Source organism: Sphaerochaeta sp. PS (genome assembly GCF_032144095.1).
GTDB lineage: Bacteria > Spirochaetota > Spirochaetia > Sphaerochaetales > Sphaerochaetaceae > Sphaerochaeta.
Map to the genome: position 1 here is coordinate 1 of NZ_JAVSNJ010000020.1, position 16,180 is coordinate 16,180.

Below are 16,180 nucleotides of genomic sequence, written 5' to 3' on the forward strand. Positions count from 1 at the left end.
TTGCAAGAGCCTCAACGGCATTGACCTGTTCGTCGACGGAAACGGAGACGCACTGGCCGAGACCGTGAACAACACGCTGATCGTACGAGCAGACGGTGGCCTGAAGAGCATCGGTGCAGTACAGCTCCATGTTGAGAACGGAAAGGTCACCTCGACCTATCCTGTGGTCCTTCCTGCCTCTGATGTGCTCGACCCGATGAAGAGCGCGATTGCCAAGGCGTACGAGCCGTTTGCGAGAGCAATGGGCTATACCCTTATGACCACCGTCCCTGAAGATCCAGCAGTAGTATCCTTGATCGGACCCTCACCGGTCGCCAAGGCTGCCGCTCCTGCACCGGCTCCCGCACCCGCACCAGCACCAGCACCAGCACCAGTTGCTGCCGCACCAGCACCCGCTGTTGCCCCAGCCCCTGTAGCCGTTGCAAAGGGCACTGTTGTATATCCCTATGGTGTAACCGAAATCGTGAAGAACGCTGACGGCGCCAAGGAATTTGACTTATTCATCGTCCACACCAACGATGTCCACGGACATATCGAGGCTGTTGATGGTGGAATGGGTTATGCCAAGCTTGCAACCATGTTGAAGATGGGTCGTGCACTTACCGACAACATCCTCTACCTTGATGCCGGCGATACAACCCATGGAACCAACCTTGCTAACATGTTCGAAGGTGAGACTGTAGGAGTCGCCCTTGACATGCTTGGCCTCGATGCCATTGCTCCTGGCAACCACGACTTCAACTACGGCAAAGATCGCCTCATTGAAGCTGCAAAGCTTGCTTCCGAGTACACGAACATCAAGGTCCTGAGTGCTAACGTACTTGATGCCAATGGGTACCTTGTGTTCCAGCCTTATCAGGTATATGACTTCAACGGCTTCAAGATTGCTGTCGTTGGTCTGACCACCCCCGATACTGCTACCAAGACCCATCCCAAGAATGTTGAAGGTCTTTCGTTCATGAGTGATGTTATTGTACAGAATGCCCAGGCAGCTGTTGATCTCGCCCACACCATGGTTGACTACGTTATTGTCCTTGGCCACATCGGCCTCGACTATGATGGAGCTTCCGGAGTGACCAGCGACTTGATCATCAATAACGTCAAGGGTATCGACCTCTTCATAGACGGTCACAGCCACACTGTTCTTCCCCAGGGTAAGAAAGTTGGTGACTCCTTGATCGTATCTACTGGAGACTTCCTTAAGAATGTTGGCCTGGTCCAGCTACATGTCAAGAATGACAAGGTAACTGCAACCTATCCAATGTTGATTTCCGCTAAAGATGTCCTTGATCCTGCAGCGTCCGAGCTTGCTCGTTCCTATGGGATTACCAGCATCCCTGATGATCCTCAGGTATCCGAATATGTCGGTTACATGAAGGCTCAACTCAGTGATAAGCTGAACAAGGTCATTGCAACCATTCCTGAGGCACTTGATGGAGTACGTGATAATGTACGCACCAAGCCGACCAACCTTTCAAGGTTGATCACACAGGCTATGACAGCTGAAAGCGGCGCTGACTTCACCATCACCAATGGCGGTGGCATCAGAGCTTCCATGAAGGCTGGTAATGTAACGATCGGTGATGTCATCAATGTACTGCCGTTCACCAACATCATTACTGTGTGTGAGATCAAGGGATCTGAAGTGTATGCCGCTCTCGAGCATGGCTACAGTATGCTCCCTGAAACGAATGGTGCTTTCTCCCAGACCGACCTGCAGGTTGTCTACAACCGCTTCGGTGCTCCTGGAAAGCGCATCCTGAGAGTCCTGCTCAACGGTAAGGCCATCGATAAGAATGCTACATACAAGGTAGCTACTAACGACTTTATGGCAGCTGGTGGAGACGGATACTCGATGTTTGGCCGAGTCCTTACTGAGGGTTCCTTGCTCAGCGACGTGTTCATGGACTTCCTGTCCAAGTACTATCCCGCTAAGTAAGAATTACGCACTATCCAGTGGGCGGTTTCCAATAGGAAGCCGCCCACTTTTTCTCTCATCTCAAGAAAATCGCTTGACATAATTTTTTCTATAAGGTATCGTACCAATCGTTCTTAGAGCATATTCGCCTGTAGCTCAGTCGGTAGAGCAGGTGGCTGTTAACCACCCTGTCGGGGGTTCAAATCCCTCCGGGCGAGCTAGGAATTACAAGCAATCCAATTTTTGGGTTGCTTTTTTTTGGCTGCAATGGCATCGTTGCCTGCAGACAGAAACAGCAGGGTTTCCCCTGCTGTATGATGCTTCTCTCCGTTTGCTGCTATTTGAACATTGCGCTTTTCTTCTGGTTTGCCTGATAGACCTTCCATGTTGAGGCAATGATGGATTCCACTGAAGAGTGTTCAGCAACCCAACCCAATTCCTTTTTAGCCTTGGTCGATGAAGCTATGAGCTTTGCAGGGTCGCCTGGGCGTCGTTCGACATACTGGACATCAATTCCCTTGCCAGTGATCTCGCGGGCCGTGTCGATAATCTGTTGCACCGATAGGCCTGATTCTGAACCCAGATTGACTATAAGGTTCTGGTGGTTCTTCAGCAGATAGTCTGCAGCAAGCAGATGTCCTTTGGCCAGGTCGGTGACATGTACATAGTCTCGTACCCCTGTTCCATCCGGGGTATCATAATCATCCCCAAATACCAGAAGGTTAGGACGCAACCCTGCAGCCACTTCCATGACCACGGGAATAAGGTTGGCTGGGTTCATCTCAAGGCCAAGCATCCTACCATCCCCATCATATCCGGCTGCATTGAAATACCGTAATGAGACAAAATTGAAATCCTTGAGCTTTGAGTACCACTTGAGGTTCTCCTCGATACAGAGCTTGGTGTACCCGTAGTAGTTTGTAGGATTAGTAGGATGGCTCTCGTCCACTGGTAGGTAGCTAGGCTCTCCATAGACGGCTGCAGAGGAGGAGAGTATGAAATTCTTCACCTTCGCCCTGACACACTCTGTGATGAGGTTCAGGGAGCCTGTAATGTTGTTCTCGGAATACTTGAATGGTTTGAGCATGGATTCACCGGCTGCCTTGAAGGCGGCAAGATGGACAACCGCATCCCAACCCTCACTGAGGGCTGCCTTGACTTGGTCCTTGTTTAGGATGTCCCCCTCTATGAACCGGCATCGCTCATCTACATTGGATCGCAGGCCTGAGGAGAGGTTGTCGAATATGCCTACCGTGTCATTGCGTTCAAGAAAGGCTAGGGCGACGTGGGTACCTATGTACCCTGCGCCTCCAAATAACAGTACTTTCATGGAAGATACTCCTTCATGTGGAATGGTGGTATTAGTTAAACTGCTTGATTATTGCAGTAAGCGCATCTGTTCGTTCTTGTAGCTCTTCGTTGCTCTTTGCCTCTACGACTAGCCTGAGGTAGGGTTCCGTATTTGATTTGCGAACATTGAACCACCAGGTGGGAAACTCGATTCGGTACCCATCGAAATCAAGGACCTTTTCGGGTTTGTCCTGGGTGACAAATCTTTCATAGAGGGCATCCATTGCCTTATCCTTCTCTTCCAGTTTGAAGTTTATCTCCCCACTATTGGCGTATGCAATGATGGTATCGATGAAACTGCTCAGGGTGATGCCCTGCTTCTTGAGGTCGGCTACCACCTCAAGCACAATGAGGGAGGCCAGGAAGCCACTGTCACAGTTGAAGAAATCTCGGAAGTAGTAGTGCCCTGCAAGCTCTCCTCCAAATATTGCGCCAAGCTCCCTTAGCTTGATCTTTGCAAACGCATGGCCGACTTTCCAGACATGAACCGCTGCCCCATGTTTGGAGAGGTATTCGGTTGTGGACCTGCTGGTTCGAATGTCAACCAGGACATTTCCCTTCTCGCTTTTGAGGTAGTGGTATCCAAGGACCGCTGTAATGTAATCTGGTTGTATGAAGCGTCCTTTCTCATCGATGAACATGACTCGGTCGGCATCGCCATCGTAAATGACTCCGACATCGCTTTTGTTGGAAAGGACCGCCGCCTTGATATCCCGGCAATTTTCCTCTTCAAGGGGATTGGGCTCATGGGCAGGGAACGTCCCGTCAAAATGGTCGTAGAGATAGCTTGGCTTTTCGCCAAACAGGTCCTTGGCCAGGAGATTGGCCATACCGTGGGAAAGGTCAAAGGAGATGTTCAGTTTTGAGGTATCGGGTACAAAGGGTGCAAGGAATGCAAGATAGGGTGTCTTTGCATCCTTTTTGATGATGGTTCCCTTCTTTTTCTCCACGACGATGGGTTCGTTTAGAACCATCATCTCCAGTTCCTTCAGGCCAGAGTCAGAGCCGACCGGGACAGCTTTCGTCCTGCTGATCTTCAAGCCGTTGTACTTGGCTGGGTTATGGCTTGCAGTGATCTGGACCGAAGCGCCGGATGCAAAGTGGACGGTGGCAAAGTAGACCATGGGAGTGGTGGCAAGGCCAATGTCCCAGACATCTGCGCCACTGTCGGTTATGCCCCTGCTCAATGCCTCAAAGATCTCGTCACTGGTAGTACGGACATCCCGTCCTACCACCACCTCTTTGCAGTTCAGCAGTTTTGGGAGAAAAAACCCTATTTTATAGACGGTTTCCTTGTTGAAATCCTGGTTATAGATTCCTCGTATGTCGTATGCCTTGAAAGCACCCATATGTTCCTCCTATGCTTGTAGAGCAACCGCAAATGCCTTGCGATCTATCAATTCGAAGAAATGGACAGTCCCATCCTTGAGGATGACCATTTCAACCATTTGCCTAAATATCCTGTCCAGTAGGTTGGCACTGGGTAGGTCATCGGTTTTCTTCAGCCCTTGGGTTACCTTCAGAGCTTGGGCTTTGACTACCTGTCTGGTGGTACCCAGTTCATCAAGAGAGAAGGAGCCTTCATATTTCTGAAACGGTTGCTTGCTCTTCTTGGGTTTGAGGGAGATGCCAAACATGCTTGGGTTTCTTTCAAAATCCTCAAAGAAAAAGGTGTCGCCGCATCTATAGAGGAATACTCCGAACTCCCGGGAGATCTCATGGTTATTCCCATACCAGGTTGCATAGGTTTTCCATGTAATTTTGGCTTGGTGGCGTGTCTCCAGTTCATCAATAAAGGCTTGAGCATCTTCATCCATAATAGTTTTTCCTTCGCTTCTCTAGCTTTTTTCTATAGTAGCATATACACTGCATTGCAGAAAGAGCTATCAGGGGCGTCATGGATTATACGGAAAAGGATTTTGGAAAGATTTTAAAGGCAAACGCTTTGAAAATGCGTCGTTTGATGCTGAAAAGTGGAACGACGTGCATGAGAGTGTATGATAGGAATCTTGAAGGATTTCCTGTTACTGTTGATATTTATGGACCCTATGCACGAATTACTGATTTCAGTGAAGACGGATTGGACGACCAGACTGAGGCAAGCTGCTGTGATATTGTCTCGAGGATGCTCTATGTCCAGTCTACCCATGTAGTGTTTCATCGCCGGCCAAAGAGAGTCGGCAAGGAACAGCATGAGGTGCAGAGTGAAGAGTCTCTTCTGGTTCAGGTAACGGAAAACAACTTGATTTTTACCGTCGATCTGACCAAACGTATCGATACCGGGCTATTCCTGGACCATATGGTTACTCGTGATATGGTCAGGTCTATGAGCGAAGGGCTTTCGGTACTGAATTTGTTCTCCTATACTGGATCTTTCTCTGTGTACGCTGCAAAAGGCGGAGCAAGGAGAGTCGAGTCGGTGGACTTGAATGCCAGCTATACAGCATGGGCTCAGAAGAACCTTATGGATAATGGGTTTCCAGAGGAACTCTTCCCCTGTATTGCCAGCGATGCTTGGCAATATGTTGTAGATGCGGTACAGGAAGGGCGGAAGTATGATCTGATCGTGTTCGATCCGCCAAGTTTCTCCAATAGCAGGAAAATGGACCATGACTTTGATGTCCAGAGAGATTACCTGCGTTGGATACGGGTGCTGAATGCACTGTTGACAAGGGATGGAATTCTCTTGTTCTCTACAAACCTTAGTTCCTTCGGAATGGACAAAGGCAGAATTCGCGGTTATGAGATTCAGGAAATAAGCTCGAACGTAGCAGCACCGGGCTTTACACACAAGTTGGGGATCGCGAAAAGTTGGTTGCTCTATAAGCAACAGGAAGTACGGATCTATGCAGAAGACCTGCAAACCGTTGACAAGAAAGCTGGCAAGAACCAGCGCGATATTGAAAAAGTGGAAATAATAACCATGGCTAAGAAAAAAGAAAAGATTGAAGAAATGATTGAAGACGTCAAGATTGACGCAGTAGTTACTGAAGATACCGTACAGGCTGATACCAACGTAGAAGAAACTGTAGAGAAAACTGTAGTTATTGAAGAAGAAATCCCTGAAGAAATGGAACTCTCTGATGATGACACCCTCGAAGAGGATGAGTATCAGGATGAAGAGGAAGGCGAATTTGATGAGGAAGAAGCCCCAGTGGCAGAAGCCAACAGCATCGAAGACGATGTCCTGACCCTTCAATGGGATGATGATGATATTGCCCTTGCTACTCCTGTAACCCAGGAAGAAGCACCTGAAGCAGATCGTAGGGCACCACGCTCATATGATGACCGTGCTCCAAGAGACGATCGTGGTGGTCGTGATGACCGCCGCCCCTCCTATGGTGACCGTGGCGATCGTGATGGTGGCCGTGGCGATCGTGATGGTGGCCGTGGCGATCGTGATGGTGGCCGTCCTTCCTATGGCGACCGTGGTGGTCGTGATGGTGGCCGTCCTTCCTATGGCGATCGTGGTGGTCGTGATGGTGGCCGTCCTTCCTATGGCGACAGACCCTCCTATGGTGACAGAGAGCGCAAGCCCTTTGACCGTGATGGAGCCCGTCCTTCCTATGGCGACAGACCCTCCTACGGCGACAGAGAGCGCAAGCCCTTTGACCGTGATGGAGCCCGTCCTTCCTATGGCGACAGACCCTCCTATGGCGACAGAGAGCGCAAGCCCTTTGACCGCGATGGAGCCCGTCCTTCCTATGGCGACAGACCCTCCTATGGCGACAGAGAGCGCAAGCCCTTTGACCGCGATGGAGCCCGTCCTTCCTATGGTGACAGGCCCTCCTATGGCGATCGTGAGCGCAAGCCTTTTGACCGCGATGGAGCCCGTCCTTCCTATGGTGACAGACCCTCCTATGGCGACAGAGAGCGTAAGCCCTTTGACCGTGATGGAGCACGTCCTTCCTATGGCGACAGAGAGCGCAAGCCCTTTGACCGTGATGGAGCCCGTCCTTCCTATGGTGACAGAGAGCGCAAGCCCTTCGACCGTGATGGAGCCCGTCCTTCCTATGGCGACAGAGAGCGCAAGCCCTTTGACCGTGATGGAGCCCGTCCTTCCTATGGCGACAGAGAGCGCAAGCCCTTCGACCGCGATGGAGCCCGTCCTTCCTATGGCGATCGTGAGCGCAAGCCCTTTGACCGTGATGGAGCCCGTCCTTCCTATGGTGACAGAGAGCGCAAGCCCTTTGACCGCGATGGAGCACGTCCTTCCTATGGCGATCGTGAGCGCAAGCCCTTTGACCGCGATGGAGCACGTCCTTCCTATGGCGATCGTGAGCGCAAGCCCTTTGACCGCGATGGAGCCCGTCCTTCCTATGGCGACAGAGAGCGCAAGCCCTTCGACCGTGATGGAGCACGTCCTTCCTATGGCGATCGTGAGCGCAAGCCCTTTGACCGTGATGGAGCCCGTCCTTCCTACGGCGATCGTGAGCGCAAGCCCTTTGACCGTGATGGTGGCCGTCCTGCTTTTGATGGTCCAAGCAGAGAGAGAAAGTCTTCTCCCAAACCGTATGGCTTTGACAAGTTCAAGGAAACACGAACTAGGGGTGAGGAAGAGAGCAGAGACTCGTTCTTCTGGCTTGATGACAAGAAAAAGGATGACAAATAACCACATAGGTTATCCAACGAAAGATCCCAGGCCTAACGGCTTGGGATTTTTCATTGAGGGTAGAAATGAACACCAAAGTGGGGTTTCTGCCATGAAGGAATATCTTGTAACCATTCTGATAAAAATTGCTGTAACCATAGCTTTGCTATGATATACTCCCATTTATACATACTAATGGGTACGCGATGGTGCTATTTTTGGAGATCCTCTTATGGATTTGGACAGGCAGTTTGGAAATAGACTCTTGCTTCTCTGCTTTTGCAAAGGTTGGTAGGGAGAAGACTTTCCAAAATCGAATACACATGTGTTGATTTGCTTAGATACGTTGACACACGGGAATAGGTGAGTTATTCTCTTATATGAGAAAAGCTATCAATTAGGATTATTATGAAAGAGAAAAGACAAACGATACAGAAAGGCTTGATTTGGGAAGCCGTCTCTGCAGCCGATAATCATCCCAATGCAGAACAGATATATGATAGTATAGTGGTTAAGCATCCTTCCATCAGCCGTGCCACTGTATATAGAAATCTGAACATGTTGGTCGATGAAGGAAAGGTGAAGCGTATCCGGGTTCTTGGAGGACCCGACCACTTTGATAGGACTCTTGGCAACCATTTTCATATCCAGTGCATAGAATGCAAGAGTGTTGGTGACATTGAGATGCTGGCGGACCTCTCCATTTCTGCTGATAGCCTTGAGACCTATGGGTATGAACTGGACTCTTATGAACTGGTCTTTAACGGGGTTTGCCCCGATTGTAAAAAATCGCATGCTGCCAAAGTGCAGTGAAGGAGCAATTGTATGGAATTGAAAGGATCGAAGACTGAAGCTAACCTGGCCGCAGCTTTTGCAGGAGAATCACAAGCAAGAAACAAGTACACTTACTTTGCCTCAAAGGCTCGTAAGGAAGGATATGTCCAGATTGCCAACCTTTTTGAGGAAACTGCAGGAAACGAGAAGGAACATGCCAAGATTTGGTTCAAGCTTCTTCAGGAAGGTGGCGAAATTGCCGATACTGCAAGCAACCTCAAGGCTGCTGCTGCCGGTGAACACTATGAATGGACCGACATGTATGTAAATTTTGCCAAGGATGCCCGTGCTGAAGGCTTTACCAAGATTGCTGCCCTGTTTGAGATGGTTGCTGCCATTGAGAAGCACCATGAGCAGCGCTACCTTGACCTGTTGAAGAATGTTGAGGATGGTGTGGTATTCAGCAGAGACGGTGAACAGATCTGGAGATGCTCCAATTGTGGTCATATTGTCATTGGAAAGAAGGCTCCTGCCATGTGTGCTGTTTGTGCGCACCCCCAGGCCTATTTTGAGATCGTTGCAAAGAACTACTAAGAGTTGTCCTTCGGGACGCACTTGGAACAAACGGCAGGCTGTGAAAAGCCTGCCTTAATTATTATGCAAGGGTCAATGCCAAATGTTCCTTACTCTACGATTCCCATGTAAGCCATTGGGTTGGTCTGGACAAACCTGTGAATGTTCTCATCCGCGAATGGGGAAAGCTCAAACATCCTGTAGTAGCTGGTGTAGGATTCTACCTTCAGTAAATTTACATTGAAATCTGAACCAAAGAGGGAACGGGAGAGTACCGTTTCGGCCTTCATCTCATCCAAGGTCTTGATATAGTTGTCAAGCAGTATATAGAAGTCGCTGTTTGTCCCGCTGAAGGAGAAGTCAGCATATACATTGGGATAGAGGTGCATCAGCTCCACCAGCTCAAAGAACCAAGGGGAGTCAGGAACCTTGGCTGCCGCCGCAGTCAGGATGGTGAGAGGTTTCTTGTGCAGTGGATTGTACTGCCAACCGTAGTGGGCAAAGTCGATGCGCAACGTTGGATAGGCTTCCAGAACTGGCTTGTAGGTTGCTGGGGAGGTGTACTTCCACGCTTCCTTTGGCGATATCCCACGAAAGCCCTGGTCATCACAATGGGTCATGATAGGTACATCATACTTTGTGCAGAAGTCGTAGATGAGGGTAACCTTATCCCTCTCCTTCTGGTCTGATGGCCACGGGTTGTAGCCCAAGGGTGGATAGAACTTCACCCCATAGAATTTCTGCTTTCCTTCCTTGAACTGGCCTTGCCTTGAATGGGTTTTGGTCACATAGGTCTCAAGCAACTCCTCGATGAACTCAATGGAGTGCGTTGGAGGGGTAATGCCAATGAAGGGGAAGAATTCAAACAGGCCCTCAGGATGGTCCTTGCGATAGAGGTCGAAGCCTGCAAGGGTATCTTCAGCATATTTGAGGATCCTACTGGTCTTTTTTGATGGATAATAGAGGCCTTCCCGGCTGATCTCATTGCTGGAGAAATCCATCAGTTGAGGGCACATGGCAAGCTTGTCATAGCTCTGGCTACGCATGTGCATCTTTCCCTCCCTGATGTAGGGCTGATCGGGTTTTGGGGCTTCTTCCTCATGGGAGGTGAATTTTCCCTCCAGGTCATCCTCCATGACAGCCAGCGTCTCCCCGATTGGTTGTTCGAAGGTGGTGAGCGTGTTGGTTATTCTGTTGAGCATCAAGGATCCCTTGAGGTTCTTGCCGGTGAGGATGTAGTTTGGTGAAAGGGCCCCGCTGGTGATGAGGTCGGGTATGCCCGTGTCAAGGGAGGCGAAGAAGGAGAGAAGGTTAGGGTGTTCGATGTTCATGACATGGAAATGCTGGTCGAAAAAATAATTCATAGCAATCTCCTGTTGGACCGTGAAGATAGGGTAGAGGACAAGGTTGCCCATCCTCCACCCTTGCTGCTTATTCCTGTTCCATTTTCAGTTTTAGCTTCGCCCAGGAGTCCTTGAGGGTTACTGTCCTGTTGAAGACAGGATGCCCTTCAGTGCTTTCCTTGCTTTCCAGCGTGAAATATCCGTTTCTGATGAATTGTAGGTAGTCTCCGCGTCTTGCCTTGAGGATCTCAGGCTCAGCCTTGGCATCCGGGACTATCACCAGGGAATCCGGGTTGAGGTCATCAAGATAGTTCCCTGTTGCCTTGCCTGGGTTCTCGGAAAGGAAGAGCTTGTCATAGAGCCTGGCCTCGATGGATACACCTTCAGAGGCACTTACCCAATGGCTCGTTCCCTTAACCTTCCTTTCGTCGGGGGTCGTACCTCCCTTTGAGAGGGGGTCATAGGTACAGTGGACTTCAAGGATATTCCCAGCCTCATCCTTGACTACAGAATTGGCTGTGATGTAATAGGCATACTTCAGGCGTATCTCGTTTCCAGGATAGAGACGGTGGTACTTTTTCGCAGGGATTTCCATGAAGTCTTCCCTTTCGATGTAGAGCTCACGAGTGAAAGGAATCTGGTGGGTGGGGGAGTTCTCTTCCTCAGGGTTGGCGACTGCCTCGAAATACTCGACCTTGCCCTCTGGGTAGTTGTCGATGACGATCTTGAGAGGGTCGAGGACGACCATAAGTCGCTTTGCCCTCTTGTTGAGATCTTCACGGACACAGAACTCCATCAAGGAGTAGTCGACGACGCCCTCTACCTTGGCAACACCTACACGGCCGATAAAATCCTTCATGGCTTCAGGGGAATACCCACGACGACGGATGCCGCTGATGGTTGGCATCCTTGGGTCATCCCAACCAGTGACGATGCCAAGCTTCACCAGGTTCAAAAGCCTTCGCTTGCTCATGACCAGATAGTTGATGTTCAGACGGGCAAACTCATACTGGTGGGGAGTGTGTTCAACGCCATCGATAGCTGTAGCCCAGTCGTATGCGGGACGGTGGTCTTCGAACTCAAGGGTACAGATGGAGTGGGTTATCCCTTCAAGGGCATCGCTGATGGGGTGGGTAAAGTCATACATCGGGTAGATGCACCACCTGTCGCCTGTCCTCATGTGATGGGCAAACTTGATGCGATAGAGGGCAGGGTCGCGCATGTTTATGTTTGGGCTGGACATGTCAATCTTGGCCCTGAGGATATGGGAACCCTCTGGGTGCTTGCCTTGGCGCATCTCCTCAAAGAGTCTCAGGTTCTCTTCGATGCTGCGCTCCCTGTAAGGACTGTTCCTTCCCGCCTCGGTAAGGGTGCCGCGGTACTCTTTCATCTCCTCAGCAGAAAGGCTGTCAACGAAGGCCTTGCCCTCCTCGATGAGCCTGACGGCTATCTCATAGAGGTTCTGATAGTAGTCAGATGCGTAGTATTCATGGATGCCCCAGTCAAACCCAAGCCACTGGATGTCTTCCTTAATGGCATTGATGTACTCCTGTTCTTCCTTTTCGGGGTTGGTGTCATCAAGGCGGAGATTGCACCGTCCACCATATTTGTCGGCTAGCCCAAAGTTGATGCATATGGACTTGATGTGCCCGATATGCAGGTAGCCGTTGGGTTCTGGGGGAAAGCGTGTAATGATCTCATTGTTGGGAACCCGCCCGTTGGCAAGGTCATCCTCGATGATACGCTCCAAAAAGTTTAGTGAGGTCTTCTCTTTGACCTCGAGGTCATCTCTCTCTTCCATGTAAAGTCCTTCCTTGTACCCTTTCAAAGGGGTGTGCTATGAAGCTGGCCTATCGTATCATATCAGCGATGGTTATACGAGTATAACCGGTTGGCCCCTCTTTACTTTTTTGCATACCGTAGGCTATGGGCTGTCGCCTCAAAGGGTGTCCCAGTCCCGTTGGTGAAGAAAGGACCAAAACTGACAGCCTTTTCCATCCCCGGCAGGGTTGTCGTAACGACCCATTCGACACTCTCTTCAGAGGGAAGCTGGTATCCGATCCTAATCGCTTCCCCCTGGTGTTCCATCCTCCAGGTGATGGACTCATCCCCTGTCTGCAAGGGTAGGGTACTCCGGGTTTTGTAGGAGTGTATCGCACTCTCAAGCAACAGGTGTGTACTGGAGAGCCCTACTGCCGCATAGCTTTGTTCGCTATGGAAGAGGCAGAGGCCACAGAAGCCCCCTTCAGGGGCGATGGAGGTTACCAGGGAGAGGGAGAAGTCCTCATCGCTTACTGCCAATAGCAGGGGACCTCCTGGCAGATTCTGCATGCCATCGACACTCAGCTTCACTTCCCTATAGTTTTTTTCCCATCTGTCAGGCTTGCCCAACCAGCGGAAATCGTTCATTGTCACTCGTTTCATGGGCCCAGTATAGGATAGATGGGCTCTTTTATCCACTGGAGCCTAAACCCTTTCCCCAAACCAGAAGTTGTTGTACTCTTAGGGTATGAAATCACAGAAAGAACATAGTGTCAGCAAGCAGCTGCTTGGCCTGTTGGAAAAAGGTTCCGACAGCTACCGCCTTGCCCAGATGTTGTTGGAGGACGAGGAGATTGAAGCTCTGCAGGAGTATGGCAACACCGTCTCCATCAAGCGATTGAACTATAATGACCATGGGCCAGTCCATATGCGCCAGGTAGCCTGCAATGGAGTGAAGATGCTCTCCTTGCTGCGCGAGGCAGAGGTTCCCACCTCGATTGTCAATGAAAATTCAGGTACCTATGAAGATAGCCTCTGCGCCCTGCTGCTCGCCTCCTTTGTGCATGACCTGGGGATGAGTGTCTCACGCACCGAACACGAGCTTACCGGACTCATCATAGCAAGGCCCATCATGGATAGGATTCTCAAGGCCCTATTTCCCGAGGAGATGGGCAGGCGAATTGCCATCATCAGCGTCGCAACCGAAGGCGTCCTGGGTCATATGGCTTCCAGGAAGGTCTACAGCATTGAGGCTGGACTCCTTCTGGTTGCCGATGGCTGCGATATGGAGAAGGGAAGGGCGAGGATACCCCTAAGCATTACCACAGCCCCCAAGACCGGAGATATCCACAAGTACTCAGCAAACTCGATAGAGAAGGTAACGATCAGCAAAGGGGAGGAACATCCCATCATGATCGATGTCTCCATGTCCAGTGATGTGGGATTCTTCCAGATCGAGGAGGTCCTGTTGCCAAAAATCATGATGAGCAGTGCAAAAGAGTATGTCGAAGTATATGCAGGTGTCCTTGGACAACCAAAAAAACGATATTTGTAGGAGCTGGAAATGATTGGAGTTATTGGAGAAGCCCTGATAGATTTTATTGGAAAAGGTAAGGAAGGTTCTTCGGTTACTTTTGCCTCGTACATTGGTGGTTGTGGCCTCAATGCTGCTACGGCAGCTGCAAGGCTCCACGCTCCAGTAGGGTTCTTTGGCAAGATATCGGCCGATATGTTTGGGGTGAGGATGCTGGAGCATCTGGTTGACAACAAGGTGCTTTTCGATCCTGCCCTCTGTGCGAGTCCCCTTCCCTCGATGATCGGGTTTGCCTCCCTCGATGATAAGGGAAAGGCCAGCTACGCCTTCTACAGCAAGAACACCGCTGCCACGACCCTGGACCGTGATATGCTGCTCACCTCCCTTTCAGACCATTCCGACCTCAAGGTGCTCCATATTGGCTCGGTCTCGCTTGTGGTCGAGCCAGGCTGTGATGCGATCCTTGCAGCGGTTGACATGCTCAAGCCTGCCCCCATCATATTCCTCGACCCCAATGTCCGGCCCACGGTTATCGAGGACTTTGCGGCATACAGGGAACGTCTTCAGCTGGCCATCCAGCTGTCAGACCTCATCAAGCTCAGCGACGATGACCTGCTTTTGCTCTATCCTGACCTCGGCGTTGAAGAGGCGGCCAAACGCCTGAGCAAGGAGAGTGGTTCCCATATCATCCTGACCCGGGGCAAGGAAGGGAGCACCTGGTACAGCCCCCAGAAATTTACCGTTGATTCCCCAATAATAGACCTGCCTGTTGTCGATACGGTAGGGGCAGGGGACACCTTCAGCGGTGCCTTGCTATCCTATCTCGATCGTGGGGGCTTCTTCGGCCCCGATGGACAGGAGCCCCACCTTGAGAATCTCTCCAAGGAGACCATTGCCTCTGCGATGAGGTTTGCCAATGCAGCGGCATCGATAAACTGTTCCAGGAAAGGGTGCGACCCCCCAACGCTTGATGAGGTTGAAGCGCTTCTTGCCTCCTTGTAGTTGTTGCCAACCTGAGGGGATTGGCAGTACACTTAGCTAATGCTCAAGGATACAAAAAGAAGGATCCTCCAGATGCTCATAGCTGTGGTGGTCGCGATTGCGATCATCCTCGCTTCTATGGTGCTATGGAAGTGGACCCATGCAATACAGTCAGACCAGGACAGGAAGAACCTGCAGAAGGTCTTGAGGACGATAGTGAAGGACCAGGGAGAGAGTGCCCTTCTCTCCCTCTCTGGAATCCCTGTCTCCGACATCTTCTATGGTGATGAGGGGCTCTCCCTCTTTGAGGAGGGGGCCCAGCCCTGGCGTTACAGTGCCTCAGAGATGCAGAATATCAGTGTCTATGACAAGGTGAACCGTAGTGTGGTGCACATAACCACCACCATGGATGTTACCGTCAACTCCTTCATGGATGTCTTGCCCGCACAGGGTACAGGCAGCGGAATCGTCCTCTCCCTGGATGGGTATATCCTCACCAACGCCCATGTGGTGGAGAAGGCAAAAAGCCTGAAGGTGACGCTGTACAACGAGCAGTCCTATGAGGCTAAGCTCATCGGGCTCGATAGTGAGGATGACCTGGCGGTAATCCAGATAACGGTGGACAAGGATACCACCCTCTACCCCATTGATTTGGGTACCAGCGATGACCTGAAGATCGGGCAGAAGGTGATAGCCATCGGAAATCCCTTTGGATATGACCGTACGATGACCGTCGGGGTGGTAAGCGGACTTAATCGTCCTGTGCGTACCAGCGAGGGAAAGATCATCATGAATGCGATCCAGACCGATGCTTCGATCAACCCTGGCAACAGTGGTGGCCCTCTTTTGAACAGCCAATCCGAGGTCATTGGCATAAACTCATCCATCTACTCGACCAATGGGAATTCACAGGGGATAAACTTTGCCATTCCCATCGATACTGCAATTGCCATCATCCCAGACCTGATCAAGCTGGGTAGGGTCAGCAGGGGGTGGCTGGACATTGCAACAGTCCAGCTCACCCCACAGCTGGTTTCCTACGGCAAGCTTTCAGTCGACAAAGGTGTATTGGTCAGCCAGGTGGTCACCGGCGGATTGAGCGAGAAGGCCGGGCTCAAGGGCGGAACCCAGATGGTCCAGTATGGCTCGAGTGTCATCTATCTTGGTGGGGATATCATCACCGCCATAGGCACAACAGCCATAAAGGACCTCAATGATCTCTATCTGGCTCTTCTGCATACCCGAAGTGGCGACAAGGTAAAAGTGACGGTCAACCGAAAAGGGGAGACCAAGACGATAGACGTGCAGCTCATTGAACGGACTGCACAGCATGTGAGTGCATTGGTACGGTAAAG

At 50.8% G+C, this 16,180-nt stretch carries 13 protein-coding genes and 1 tRNA gene; 8 read left to right on the forward strand and 6 right to left on the reverse strand.

Annotated features, from left to right (window positions below):
- Positions 1-1,939, forward strand: a 1,939-nt coding sequence (locus tag ROJ03_RS12235) for a 5'-nucleotidase C-terminal domain-containing protein (RefSeq protein WP_313727349.1), incomplete at its 5' end; no start/stop codon positions are given.
- A 124-nt stretch (positions 1,940-2,063) separates the two neighbouring features.
- Positions 2,064-2,136: transfer RNA gene (locus tag ROJ03_RS12240), tRNA-Asn, on the forward strand.
- Positions 2,137-2,255: 119 nt separating this feature from the next.
- Here ROJ03_RS12240 and galE read toward each other — a convergent pair.
- From galE to ROJ03_RS12255, 3 genes are read right to left on the reverse strand one after another with little or no spacing between them, the layout of a single operon-like run.
- Positions 2,256-3,248 (reverse strand): UDP-glucose 4-epimerase GalE, encoded by a 993-nt coding sequence (gene galE, locus ROJ03_RS12245; protein WP_313727350.1) that lies wholly within the window; start codon positions 3,246-3,248, stop codon positions 2,256-2,258.
- Between the two features lie 31 nt (positions 3,249-3,279).
- Entirely contained in the window at positions 3,280-4,617 is a 1,338-nt protein-coding gene (locus ROJ03_RS12250) for a phosphomannomutase/phosphoglucomutase (protein WP_313727351.1), read from the reverse strand.
- A gap of 9 nt (positions 4,618-4,626) precedes the next feature.
- Positions 4,627-5,085: a hypothetical protein gene (locus tag ROJ03_RS12255; RefSeq protein WP_313727352.1), complete on the reverse strand. Its 459-nt coding sequence runs from the start codon at positions 5,083-5,085 to the stop codon at positions 4,627-4,629.
- Positions 5,086-5,255: 170 nt separating this feature from the next.
- On the opposite strand from ROJ03_RS12255, the gene ROJ03_RS12260 reads away from it, so the two are divergent.
- The 3 genes from ROJ03_RS12260 to rbr all read left to right on the forward strand — a co-directional run bounded on the left by ROJ03_RS12260 (position 5,256) and on the right by rbr (position 9,227).
- Positions 5,256-7,880 carry a class I SAM-dependent methyltransferase gene (locus tag ROJ03_RS12260; RefSeq protein ID WP_313727353.1) on the forward strand — a complete coding sequence of 875 codons (2,625 nt, stop codon included), beginning with the start codon at positions 5,256-5,258 and terminating at the stop codon, positions 7,878-7,880.
- 387 nt (positions 7,881-8,267) lie between these two features.
- Positions 8,268-8,672, forward strand: coding sequence for a transcriptional repressor (locus ROJ03_RS12265; RefSeq protein WP_313727354.1), 405 nt, complete (start codon positions 8,268-8,270; stop codon positions 8,670-8,672).
- 12 nt (positions 8,673-8,684) lie between these two features.
- Entirely contained in the window at positions 8,685-9,227 is a 543-nt protein-coding gene (gene rbr / locus ROJ03_RS12270) for a rubrerythrin (protein WP_313727355.1), read from the forward strand.
- Positions 9,228-9,316: 89 nt separating this feature from the next.
- Here the strand turns inward: rbr and ROJ03_RS12275 are convergent, their stop codons facing one another.
- The 3 genes from ROJ03_RS12275 to ROJ03_RS12285 all read right to left on the reverse strand — a co-directional run bounded on the left by ROJ03_RS12275 (position 9,317) and on the right by ROJ03_RS12285 (position 12,973).
- Positions 9,317-10,570, reverse strand: coding sequence for an amidohydrolase family protein (locus ROJ03_RS12275; RefSeq protein ID WP_313727356.1), 1,254 nt, complete (start codon positions 10,568-10,570; stop codon positions 9,317-9,319).
- A gap of 67 nt (positions 10,571-10,637) precedes the next feature.
- Positions 10,638-12,350: a glutamine--tRNA ligase/YqeY domain fusion protein gene (locus ROJ03_RS12280; RefSeq protein WP_313727357.1), complete on the reverse strand. Its 1,713-nt coding sequence runs from the start codon at positions 12,348-12,350 to the stop codon at positions 10,638-10,640.
- Positions 12,351-12,451: 101 nt separating this feature from the next.
- The gene (locus ROJ03_RS12285) at positions 12,452-12,973 is read right to left on the reverse strand and encodes a hypothetical protein (protein ID WP_313727358.1); all 522 of its coding nucleotides are present in this window, start codon (positions 12,971-12,973) and stop codon (positions 12,452-12,454) included.
- A gap of 85 nt (positions 12,974-13,058) precedes the next feature.
- Between ROJ03_RS12285 and ROJ03_RS12290 the strand changes: the two genes are divergently transcribed.
- The 3 genes from ROJ03_RS12290 to ROJ03_RS12300 are packed head-to-tail and all read left to right on the forward strand — an operon-like array spanning position 13,059 to position 16,178.
- Positions 13,059-13,865 carry a phosphohydrolase gene (locus tag ROJ03_RS12290; protein ID WP_313727359.1) on the forward strand — a complete coding sequence of 269 codons (807 nt, stop codon included), beginning with the start codon at positions 13,059-13,061 and terminating at the stop codon, positions 13,863-13,865.
- A 9-nt stretch (positions 13,866-13,874) separates the two neighbouring features.
- Entirely contained in the window at positions 13,875-14,846 is a 972-nt protein-coding gene (locus ROJ03_RS12295; protein ID WP_313727360.1) for a PfkB family carbohydrate kinase, read from the forward strand.
- Between the two features lie 39 nt (positions 14,847-14,885).
- Positions 14,886-16,178, forward strand: a complete 1,293-nt coding sequence (locus ROJ03_RS12300; RefSeq protein ID WP_313727361.1) for a trypsin-like peptidase domain-containing protein — start codon at positions 14,886-14,888, stop codon at positions 16,176-16,178.
- Positions 16,179-16,180: the final 2 nt, after the last annotated feature.

Coding starts and splice junctions, on each gene's coding strand:
- ROJ03_RS12255 (WP_313727352.1), bottom strand. CDS start 5,085: ATGGATGAAGATGCTCAAGCCTTTATTGATGAACTGGAGACACGCCAC.
- ROJ03_RS12250 (WP_313727351.1), bottom strand. CDS start 4,617: ATGGGTGCTTTCAAGGCATACGACATACGAGGAATCTATAACCAGGAT.
- ROJ03_RS12290 (WP_313727359.1), top strand. CDS start 13,059: ATGAAATCACAGAAAGAACATAGTGTCAGCAAGCAGCTGCTTGGCCTG.
- ROJ03_RS12275 (WP_313727356.1), bottom strand. CDS start 10,570: ATGAATTATTTTTTCGACCAGCATTTCCATGTCATGAACATCGAACAC.
- ROJ03_RS12265 (WP_313727354.1), top strand. CDS start 8,268: ATGAAAGAGAAAAGACAAACGATACAGAAAGGCTTGATTTGGGAAGCC.
- ROJ03_RS12295 (WP_313727360.1), top strand. CDS start 13,875: ATGATTGGAGTTATTGGAGAAGCCCTGATAGATTTTATTGGAAAAGGT.
- rbr (WP_313727355.1), top strand. CDS start 8,685: ATGGAATTGAAAGGATCGAAGACTGAAGCTAACCTGGCCGCAGCTTTT.
- ROJ03_RS12285 (WP_313727358.1), bottom strand. CDS start 12,973: ATGAAACGAGTGACAATGAACGATTTCCGCTGGTTGGGCAAGCCTGAC.
- ROJ03_RS12300 (WP_313727361.1), top strand. CDS start 14,886: ATGCTCAAGGATACAAAAAGAAGGATCCTCCAGATGCTCATAGCTGTG.
- ROJ03_RS12280 (WP_313727357.1), bottom strand. CDS start 12,350: ATGGAAGAGAGAGATGACCTCGAGGTCAAAGAGAAGACCTCACTAAAC.
- galE (WP_313727350.1), bottom strand. CDS start 3,248: ATGAAAGTACTGTTATTTGGAGGCGCAGGGTACATAGGTACCCACGTC.
- ROJ03_RS12260 (WP_313727353.1), top strand. CDS start 5,256: ATGAGAGTGTATGATAGGAATCTTGAAGGATTTCCTGTTACTGTTGAT.